This window comes from Bradyrhizobium sp. 2TAF36, assembly GCF_052114925.1.
Lineage (GTDB): Bacteria > Pseudomonadota > Alphaproteobacteria > Rhizobiales > Xanthobacteraceae > Bradyrhizobium > Bradyrhizobium barranii.
This window is the reverse complement of sequence record NZ_JBFRFR010000005.1, coordinates 17,739-26,882: the sequence shown is the minus strand read 5'-3', so window position 1 is coordinate 26,882 and position 9,144 is coordinate 17,739. Positions and strand designations below refer to the sequence as shown.

Below are 9,144 nucleotides of genomic sequence, written 5' to 3'. Positions count from 1 at the left end.
CCGTTTGACGCTTGGCCGTCTTAGACGCCGAGATAGGTGTGGAGCTTGTCCATGTTGGCGGCAAGCTCCGAATTGGAAAATCCGTCAATGATCTTGCCGTGCTCGACCACGTAATAACGGTCGGCGACGGTGGATGCGAACCGGAAATTCTGCTCGACCAGGAGGATGGTAAAACCCTCCTTCTTGAGCCGTGCAATGGTGTGGCCGATCTGCTGGATAATGACAGGCGCAAGACCTTCGGTCGGCTCGTCCAGCATCAGGAAGCTCGCGCCGGTGCGCAGGATGCGCGCGATCGCGAGCATCTGCTGCTCACCGCCGGAGAGCTTGGTGCCCTGGCTGTTGAGACGTTCCTTCAGATTCGGAAACAGATCGAAGATCTGCTCGAGCGGCAATCCACCCGGGCGAACCACCGGCGGCAGCAACAAATTCTCCCGCACATCGAGACTGGAGAAAATGCCGCGTTCCTCCGGGCAGAACGCGATGCCCATCCGCGCGATCTTGTCGGAGGTCGCGCGGATGATGTCCTGGTTGTTGAACTTCACCGAGCCGGTCCGCTTGCCGATGATGCCCATGATCGACTTCAGCGTGGTCGTCTTGCCGGCGCCGTTGCGGCCGAGCAGCGTAACCACCTCGCCCGCGTTCACGTCGAAATTGATCCCGTGCAGGATGTGGGACTCGCCGTACCATGCTTCCAGGTTGCGGACCTGGAGGATGTTGCCGCCGGTTGCGGCTTTTGCGGGAGCGTCCGCGGTTGCAGTCTCAGGCATGACCGGCTCCCAGATAGGCTTCCTTGACGCGCTCGTCCTTGGTGAGTTCGCTGTAATGGCCCTGCGCCAGCACCTGTCCGCGCGTCAGCACGGTGATGATGTCGGAGAGATTGGCCACGACGCTCAGATTATGCTCGACCATCAGGATGGTGTACTTCGCGGAGATGCGTTTGATCAGCGCCGCGATCTTGTCGATGTCCTCGTGGCCCATGCCGGCCATCGGCTCGTCCAGCAACATCATCTCGGGGTCGAGCGCGAGCGTCGTTGCGATCTCGAGCGCGCGCTTGCGGCCGTAGGCCATCTCGACCGCGGGCGTATTGGCAAACTCGCTGAGGCCGACATCGTTCAACAGTTCACGCGCGCGATCGTTGAAGCGGTTGAGCACGGACTTGGAGCGCCAGAAATCGAAGGAACTGCCGTGCTGGCGCTGGAGCGCGACGCGAACGTTTTCCAGCGCGGTGAGATGCGGAAATACCGCCGAGATCTGGAATGAACGGACCAGTCCCAGGCGCGCCACGTCGGCTGGCGCCATCGCCGTGATGTCCTGCCCCTTGTACAGAATTTTGCCGGCGGACGGTTTGAGGAACTTGGTCAAAAGATTGAAGCACGTCGTCTTGCCCGCCCCGTTCGGGCCGATCAACGCGTGAATGCTCCCACGGCGAACCTTGAGCGCAACGTCGCGGACGGCGAAGAAGCCCGCAAACTCCTTGGTCAAGCCTTCCGTTTCGAGAATGAACTCATCGGCCAAACAGATTTCCCCCTGCCCGCACAATACGCGTGGCTGTCCTTAGTTACTTCGGCTTTCCGGGGGCCTTGGAGCCTGTCCCGGAACGTCGCCTCCGGGCGCGGAATATGCCGGAGGTGACGGGGGTTAGGCAAGGCGGAAAGCTGAGCAGATCAGGTCTCCGGCCGGGAGGCTTATGCTCCCTTAGTCGGACGCGTTTTGATGTCGCCTGCCCGGCCTCCCGGTTCGCAAGGCACCGGTCATCAAGCCGTCGTTAACGGTCTTTCTTCCCGCGCGCCAGCCTTCATAGAAAATTTTCCCGCCGCATGGATCATGCGCGGGTTTTATGCGTCGGGAATATTGTCTTGGAAATTGCCTTGGATTTTGCAAGCGCCGCTCCTTCTGTCGTCAAGTCGATCAGGCAGCGTGATCTCCTGAACACGTGGCTGCGACTTTATGCGCGCGGGCAGATGGTGCCGGCGATCTGGGAGTATCAGCCCGCGCGGCTCGAGGAAGAGCTGTCCGATCTCATCTATTATACCGTCGACATCTCGGCGCCGACGCCGCGCCTCATCATCCAGAGCGAAGGTACGCGCATCTCGCGCGCCTATGGACAGACCGGCAAGGGCGTTCTGCTCGACGACTACATCGGGCCGCGCCTCGCACCCTTCGTGATGCCGATCTATTATGAATGCGTGGCGCGCGGCCTTCCGGTCTACAGCGTGGCCGACGTCGACGACATCTATGGCCGCGTGGTTGCCTATGAACGGCTGCTGCTGCCGTTCCAGACCGACGGCAAGGTCTGCCACGTCATCGCCTCGCTCAAGACATTCTGCGAGGACGGCGGCTTCGAAATCAAGAATCTGATGCGCGGAAATGACGCGCTGCCGCGCCCGAAACTACGCGCGGTGATCGACCGCGATCTCTTCCATCGCGCTCCCGGCCGGATCGCTGCCGCCGACGTCGTCGAGTTCGCCGATCAGCCCGGCGTCACCACCGAGATCGTCGAGCTGAATTAGGGGTTAGCGCGATCTGGCGCCGACCTACTTGGCCTTGACCTACTTGGCCTTGACTTCCTTGGCATAGATATCCGGCTTGAAGCCGACCAGAAGCTTGCCGCCGACTTCGAGCACCGGCCGCTTGATCATCGATGGTTGCGCTAGCATCAGCGCCAGCGCCTTCTTCTCGGTGAGGCCTTCCTTGTCGGAATCCGGCAGCTTCTTGAAGGTCGTGCCAGCGCGATTGAGCAGCGTCTCCCAGCCAGCCTTGTCGCTCCACTGCTTGAGCTTGTCCTTCTCGGCGCCCGCCGCCTTGTAGTCGTGGAACTCGTAGGCGACGCCATGGGTGTCGAGCCATGCGCGCGCCTTCTTCATGGTGTCGCAGTTCTTGATGCCGTAGATGATGTTGGGCAAGACCTTCCTCGCGCATGCGTCGTTGGATGACTGCAGCGTTGTACGAAACTCCGGTTCGCGCAACAACATTGCGAACGAACCCCGCTCTCCGAACGGATACATCAATGCACGCCACTCACGATCCCGCCGCGGCCGCGTCGCCAGCCATCGACTTCAACGCCTTCCTCGCGGTCGATATCCGTGTCGGCACCATCGTCGATGCAAAACCGTTCCCGGAGGCGCGCAAGCCGGCCTGGCGGCTGTGGATCGACTTCGGTCCCGCGATCGGCGTGCGCAAGAGCTCGGCCCAGATCACCGAAAATCATCCGCTCGAGACGCTGGTGGGGCAGCAGGTCGCGGCCGTCGTCAACTTCCCGCCGCGCCAGATCGGTCCTGTTGTCTCGGAAGTGTTGACGCTCGGCTTCCCCGATGCCGAGGGCAAGGTCGTGCTGGTGCAGCCGAGCAAGCCTGTGCCGAACGGCGGACGACTGTTCTAGCCGCGCGATTGCGGGCCGGGCCGCCGTTACCTCCCGCCATACCCCCGGCGGCGGCTTGATCCTCCTGTTTCCGGACCGTCTGGACTTGACCAAGATCGCCTTTGGTCATAAAAATGACTGACTGATCGTTTTTTATTGATGCCCGACTATATGGCGGCCCCATCAGGCGAACGGTCAAAACGACCGATCTGTCAGTTATTTATGGACTGCCAAAATGCCCAAGATCAGCGACAAGCAACGCGAAGGTAGGCGGCAGCAGATCCTCGAAGCGGCGCTTGCCTGCTTCGCCGAGCAAGGCTTTCACCAGACCGGCATGGCCGACATCGTCAAACGGTCGGGCTTGAGCCACGGCGCGGTCTATCTCTACTTCCAGAGCAAGGACGATTTGATCGAGGCGCTCGCCGACGACCGGCATCGTCGCGAGGCCGTGCTCAACTCGGTGGCACAGGGATCGGGTGATCCGATCGAAGGACTCCACGCGCTGATCCGCGTCTACGCGCAATGGCTCACCGATCCCGCCGGCGAAGCGCGGCGTCGCGTCGGCATCCACGGCTGGGCGGAGGCCCTTCGTAACCGCCGCGTCCGCACCAGCGTCGTCGAAGGCATCGACATGCCGCGCGCGCTGATCGTGGCGCTGGTCGAGCGCGGCCAGCATGACGGCCTGATCAAGCGTGACCTCGGCGCCGATGCGATCGCGCGCGTGCTCATCGCGATCTTCCAGGGCTTCGTGCTGCAGAAATGCTGGGGCGAGGATTTTGATATCGAGGCCTGCATGACGGCCGTCGGCGGCGTGATCGAGGGATTTCGCTCGACCAGGCCTGACATCAAGCGACGGACCAGGACGTAAGCGATGTCCTGGATTCACGATCTCCTCGCAGGCATTGGCGTCGGTCTCGTCGGCGGACTGACATCGGGCTTCATGGGTACGAGCCCGGGCGGCGGGCTTGTCGTCTTCACCGTGCTTCTGCTCGGCGCGGAGCAGCATGTCGCCCAGGGGACGTCGCTGATCACGCAGGTCCCGCCCACTGGCCTCGCCGGCGTACGCCGCTACTGGCAGAGCGGCAATCGCAGCCCGCTGCAATGGATCGCCTGGATCGGCCTCGGATTTCTCGTCGGCGGTGCCGGCGGCGGTTACGCCGCGGCGGCGGTCTCCGACTCGGTGCTGCAGTGGACCTACGTCGTCTATCTCGTCGCGCTGATCGCCCTTCTGATCCTGCGCCGCGACCGCAAGGACGGGAGCCTCGCGGCGGCCGACCGAGACGAACTGCCTTGGCTCCCCCTGCTCCTCATCGGCGCGCTTGCCGGATTTTCCTCCGGCTTCATGGGCATCGGCGGCGGGCTCGCGATCACCGTCGGCCTCGCCGCGGGCCTACGCGTCCCGCAGCACCAGGCGCAACTCGTCAGCCTCATCTTCTCGGTCATCCCGACCAACATTCCGGCGGCCTGGATCTACTGGAGCAAGGGGCTCATGGTCGGCTGGCCGGCCATCGTCGGGATTCTCGCCGGCCTCTGGATCGGCACCGATCTCGGCGCACGCGCGGCCAACGGCGTCAGCCAAGCGGTGCTGCACAGGGTCATGATCGCCCTCATCTCGGTGATGGCGCTCTACATGACGCATAAGGCGCTGACCTGATTCTACGGCCGCTTCGGAATGTTCAGCCCACGCTGCACGGCAGGACGCGCCAGCCCCCGTTCGAGCCAGGCACCGATCGACTTGAACTGGCTGAACTCGACGAGATCGCCGGCGCCGTAGAAGCCGATGAGATTGCGCACCCAGCCGAGCATGGAGATATCGGCGATGGTGTAGTCGTCATCCATGAACCACTGCCGGCCGGAAAGATGCGTCTCCATCACGCCGAGCAGACGCTTGGCCTCGCCCACGTAACGTTCGAGTGGCCGCTTGTCCTCAAAATCCTTGCCGGCGAATTTGTGGAAGAAGCCGACCTGGCCGAACATCGGCCCGATGCCGCCCATCTGGAAATGCACCCACTGGATGGCCTGGTAGCGGCGCGCGGCGTCCTCCGGCAGAAGCTTGCCGGTCTTCTCGGCGAGGTATTGCAGGATCGCCCCGGACTCGAACAGCGGCAGCGGCCGGCCGCCCGGACCGTTGGGATCGAGGATCGTCGGAATCTTGCCGTTCGGATTGAGTGAGAGGAATTCCGCCGTCTTCTGGTCGTCCTTGCCGAAGTCGACGAGGTGGACCTCGTAAGGCAGACCGATCTCTTCCAGCATGATCGACACCTTGACGCCGTTCGGCGTCGGCAGCGAATAAAGCTGAAGCAACTCCGGATGCCTGGCAGGCCAGCGCTTGGTGATGGGAAAGGCGGACAGATCAGGCATCGGGACCCCGGCTTCGTTCGTGAGATGCCGCCTAATCTAGGCGAGCCGTCGAACGGCGCAAGGCCGAGCAGTGATCATGCATCGAAGCCGGACTACAGGGGCCGCAGCAGATGCCTGGCCGCGTACGCGATATCGCGCTGCGCGCGTTGCTCGATGAAGAGCTGCCCGGTGACGAGCAGCGCTCCGGTGAAAACGAGCGCGAGCATCGCGGTCGCGAACTGACTGGCATCCTTCATCGCACGAGCTTCTCCGTCATCGGTTCGCACGGGGAACGCGGGCCGACTATCGACAGTTCCTGCACGCCTCAAATAAATTGCCACTTTCTCCCGAATCGAGACGCACCAGGCCGCGACCTCAATAATTGATCTCCATCCGCAGACCGCGCGGATCGACTTCCTCGCCGCCGACACGCTGTGTGCTGTCGCGGGCCGCGACCGCGCAGGCACAGGCATCGATGAGATCGTCGCGGCCGATGCCGGTGCCATGACGCTGCGTCAGCCATGTCTCCAGGCGCGTGAAGCCGCGTTGCGCCAGCAGCGAAATGCGCTGCTCACGACCTTGCGCCGACGTCTTCTTCGGGAGACGGACTCGCCCTGCCAGATTCCAGAAAATCAACTCCGGATGGGCTTCGCCAATTGTCGCCTGCCGCACCGGCGTCATGATCTCGTCGACGTCCCTGATCTTGTCCCTGATGTTCCAGAGCTGCGCCGACACGCCCCTGCCCTTGCCTTCCCGCTCCCAATAGTGGCGATTGGCTGCCGCCATGTCGGGAAATGTCCAGAGATCGCGGCGCGCGCCAAGAAACACGGCAGGGCCGACCAGCTCGCGTGCGCGCAGGTCGCAGACTCGATAGCCGCTCGGATTCAATCCGATCGGCATGTCGATCATCGCACGCGCATGCGGCAACGCAAGCAAGCGCGTCAGGCCCGGCGAGTAATCGAAGCCATGATCGCCGCGCTCGTCGATCCAGGCTGCGACCCAGCCGAAGCGAAATCCATCGAGACCGAGATAGTTTGGCAAATCATGCGTCCCGACGTCGACAAGACATCTATGCTTCTCCCTCGTCTCGATGCTGCTCGAATAGCCGCTGCGCCAGCAGCGCATGGCCGAGCGTACCACCGGCGCGCACGGCCGCGGCGATCAACGCCGCTTCCGCGACTTCCTCCCGCGTCGCGCCGGCCTTCGCTGCCTGCGCCGTATGCACGTCGAGGCAATAGGCGCATTGCGTGGTGAGTGCCACCGCGAGCGAGATCAGCTCGCGATATTTCGGCGGGATCAAACCGTCCTTGCGCTCGACCGAGTGGTTGAAGGCAAGGAACGCGTTGGCCTCCACCGGCGCCAGCGCCACGAAAGCGGGGACAGACTTCAGATCGACAGGCGTTTGATAATCGGTCATGTCTCACCTCGTCAGATATTCGCGCATCAGGGCGCGGGCGCGATGCAGGCGCGCCTTCACGGTCTGCCTGGACGCACCGAGCGCGGCGGCGATTTCGTCGATGGTCATTTCCTTGACGTCCCGCATCAGCGCGACATCGCGGTAGTGCGCCGGCAACGCTTCAAACGCAGCCGCCACGTCAAGACGCAAATCCGCTTCGGAGCGCGACAGCAGCAGAGCCTCCGCCTCGCCGTCGTCGATCGATGGCGCAAGGCCCGCCTTGCGCGCGAGCCGCAGACATTCGCGGCGGACCACGCTGAACAGCCACGCGGAAAAAGCGACCAGCGAGCGGATCGTGCCGACATGGCGGAACAGGATCCACATCGCCTCCTGGGTTGCATCCTCAGCATCCGCCGAGCTGCGGCAGGTGGCGCGTGCGTAGCGGCGGATATCCGGCTGCGCCGTCTCGAGCAGGGACGCGATCGCCTGGGGATCGCCGAGCCGGGCCGCCTCGAACAGGTCTAGCGAGATCGCCGCCGCACTCACGACACGCCTCCTCGTCCGATCCCGGCCATCGCGCACATCGGGCAATAGCCGACGAGCCCCGTCAGTGCGAAGCCTGCGCTCCCGAGCGCCACCAGCCACGCCGTGACGCCGGCGAGATACACGAATGCGGCAATCGCAACCGCAATTCCGAGCGCAACCCGCACCGCCTGATTCAGACCGCCGATATTCTTCCTGTAGAATGCCATCACATCCTCCGAAATGAGCCGAAGCAAAATGCCTCGACCATCAAGAGGACGCGAAGGCCGGAAAGGATTCGCGGACGCCGGCAATTTTTTCGCGATCAGCCCCCGACCGCCTGGTAGGCCAGACGCTTGAACTCGAAGAAGAACGGGTTCCAGAAGCCCATATGGCGCTGGGCCATCAGCACGCCGGCGGTGTTGGCCTGCGGACAAATCCACCAATGGGTGCCGGCAAGCCCACCCCACTGGAATTCGCCGGTCGAATTCGGGGGATCGAACGGCGTCGGCGCAAAGGTGACGGCGCCGCCGAGACCAAAGCCCTTGCCGGGGATCGGCCCGAGATTGGCAAATCGGATGGTCTGGCCCGCGGGCAACTGGTTCGTCATCATCTGCCGCAGCGTGTCCGGCTTCAGCAGCGCATCCGGACCGGGGAGCAGCGCGCGTACCAGCGCGAGCATGTCGGGCAAGGTCGAGACCAGACCGCCGCCGCCCGAGAGCCGCGGAAACGGCCGCCGATAGGCCTGCGGGTAAGGCAGATTGTCGGCCCGCGTCAGGCCCGGCTTCATCGGATCGAGCACGTCTGCGCCGGTGTAGAGCGCAACCAGCCTGCCCTGCTGCGCCTCGGGCACTGAGAAGCCGGTATCGACCATACCGAGGCGATCGAAGATGCGCGCCTTGAGGAAGGTGTCGAGCGCATGGCCGGAGACGACCTCGACCACGCGGCCGAGCACGTCGGTCGCCACCGAATATTCCCAGCCCGCGCCGGGATGATAGGACAGCGGCAGATCGGCGAGCTTGTCGATCATGTCGGTCAGCGGCGTGAGCGGATTGAGCACGCGCGCCTCGTTATAGCCTTTGAACAGCACGGTGCCGGGATCGAAGATGCCGTAGCTGAGACCCGAGCTGTGGGTCAGCAGCTGGCGGATCGTGATCGGGCTCTTCGCCGGCTCGACATCGGCAACGCTCGCGGCACCCTGCTTCAGCACCTTGCGATTGCCGAGCTGCGGCAGGAATTTCTCGACGGGATCATCAAGCCCGATGCGGCCCTCCTCGACCAGCAGCATGATCGAAGACGTCACGAAGATCTTGGTGTTGGAGAACGCGCGAAAGATGTGGTCGGGCCGGAGCGCGGCTTTTGCCTCGCGATCGGCGAAGCCGACGCATTGCTGGTCAACCACCTCATGACCACGGAGCACGGCCCAGGACACACCCGGAATGATCTCCTGATCGATATAGCGCTCCATCGCCGTCCGTGCGGCGGAAAAATCCGTTGTCCTGACGTCCATGTGTTTCCCCCAAATTAT

Annotated in this window: 14 protein-coding genes; 4 read left to right on the top strand and 10 right to left on the bottom strand. The window is 63.4% G+C overall.

Annotated elements, in window-relative coordinates; genetic code table 11:
* Positions 1–20: 20 nt before the first annotated feature.
* Together AB4Z51_RS03805 and AB4Z51_RS03800 are read right to left on the bottom strand one after the other, a co-directional pair.
* On the bottom strand, positions 21–767 hold the full coding sequence (locus AB4Z51_RS03805; RefSeq protein WP_014495849.1) for an ABC transporter ATP-binding protein: 747 nt from the start codon (positions 765–767) through the stop codon (positions 21–23).
* Positions 760–1,515, bottom strand: coding sequence for an ABC transporter ATP-binding protein (locus AB4Z51_RS03800; RefSeq protein WP_063983735.1), 756 nt, complete (start codon positions 1,513–1,515; stop codon positions 760–762). The genes AB4Z51_RS03805 and AB4Z51_RS03800 overlap by 8 nt, the downstream gene beginning before the upstream one ends.
* A gap of 302 nt (positions 1,516–1,817) precedes the next feature.
* On the opposite strand from AB4Z51_RS03800, the gene AB4Z51_RS03795 reads away from it, so the two are divergent.
* Positions 1,818–2,510, top strand: coding sequence for a hypothetical protein (locus AB4Z51_RS03795; protein ID WP_063983736.1), 693 nt, complete (start codon positions 1,818–1,820; stop codon positions 2,508–2,510).
* A gap of 39 nt (positions 2,511–2,549) precedes the next feature.
* Here the strand turns inward: AB4Z51_RS03795 and AB4Z51_RS03790 are convergent, their stop codons facing one another.
* Positions 2,550–2,903: an ArsC family reductase gene (locus AB4Z51_RS03790; protein WP_441268206.1), complete on the bottom strand. Its 354-nt coding sequence runs from the start codon at positions 2,901–2,903 to the stop codon at positions 2,550–2,552.
* Positions 2,904–3,007: 104 nt separating this feature from the next.
* On the opposite strand from AB4Z51_RS03790, the gene AB4Z51_RS03785 reads away from it, so the two are divergent.
* The 3 genes from AB4Z51_RS03785 to AB4Z51_RS03775 all read left to right on the top strand — a co-directional run bounded on the left by AB4Z51_RS03785 (position 3,008) and on the right by AB4Z51_RS03775 (position 5,012).
* Positions 3,008–3,379, top strand: a complete 372-nt coding sequence (locus AB4Z51_RS03785; protein ID WP_071914740.1) for a tRNA-binding protein — start codon at positions 3,008–3,010, stop codon at positions 3,377–3,379.
* 214 nt (positions 3,380–3,593) lie between these two features.
* Entirely contained in the window at positions 3,594–4,226 is a 633-nt protein-coding gene (locus AB4Z51_RS03780) for a TetR/AcrR family transcriptional regulator (RefSeq protein WP_441268207.1), read from the top strand.
* Positions 4,227–4,229: 3 nt separating this feature from the next.
* A complete protein-coding gene (locus AB4Z51_RS03775) occupies positions 4,230–5,012 on the top strand; it encodes a sulfite exporter TauE/SafE family protein (RefSeq protein ID WP_441268208.1) in 783 nt (260 codons plus the stop codon).
* A 2-nt stretch (positions 5,013–5,014) separates the two neighbouring features.
* Here AB4Z51_RS03775 and AB4Z51_RS03770 read toward each other — a convergent pair whose 3' ends face one another.
* The 7 genes from AB4Z51_RS03770 to AB4Z51_RS03740 form a co-directional block, all read right to left on the bottom strand.
* The gene (locus AB4Z51_RS03770) at positions 5,015–5,719 is read right to left on the bottom strand and encodes a glutathione S-transferase family protein (protein WP_441268209.1); all 705 of its coding nucleotides are present in this window, start codon (positions 5,717–5,719) and stop codon (positions 5,015–5,017) included.
* A 92-nt stretch (positions 5,720–5,811) separates the two neighbouring features.
* Positions 5,812–5,955: a hypothetical protein gene (locus AB4Z51_RS03765; RefSeq protein ID WP_166095729.1), complete on the bottom strand. Its 144-nt coding sequence runs from the start codon at positions 5,953–5,955 to the stop codon at positions 5,812–5,814.
* A 118-nt stretch (positions 5,956–6,073) separates the two neighbouring features.
* A complete protein-coding gene (locus AB4Z51_RS03760) occupies positions 6,074–6,739 on the bottom strand; it encodes a DUF429 domain-containing protein (protein ID WP_441497062.1) in 666 nt (221 codons plus the stop codon).
* Positions 6,740–6,767: 28 nt separating this feature from the next.
* Entirely contained in the window at positions 6,768–7,115 is a 348-nt protein-coding gene (locus tag AB4Z51_RS03755; protein WP_441268211.1) for a carboxymuconolactone decarboxylase family protein, read from the bottom strand.
* A 3-nt stretch (positions 7,116–7,118) separates the two neighbouring features.
* Positions 7,119–7,640, bottom strand: coding sequence for an RNA polymerase sigma factor (locus tag AB4Z51_RS03750; RefSeq protein ID WP_441268212.1), 522 nt, complete (start codon positions 7,638–7,640; stop codon positions 7,119–7,121).
* Positions 7,637–7,846, bottom strand: coding sequence for a YgaP family membrane protein (locus tag AB4Z51_RS03745; protein WP_441268213.1), 210 nt, complete (start codon positions 7,844–7,846; stop codon positions 7,637–7,639). The genes AB4Z51_RS03750 and AB4Z51_RS03745 overlap by 4 nt, the downstream gene beginning before the upstream one ends.
* 95 nt (positions 7,847–7,941) lie before the next feature.
* Complete coding sequence (locus AB4Z51_RS03740) at positions 7,942–9,126, bottom strand: serine hydrolase domain-containing protein (RefSeq protein ID WP_441268214.1); 1,185 nt, start codon at positions 9,124–9,126, stop codon at positions 7,942–7,944.
* Positions 9,127–9,144 lie beyond the last annotated feature (18 nt).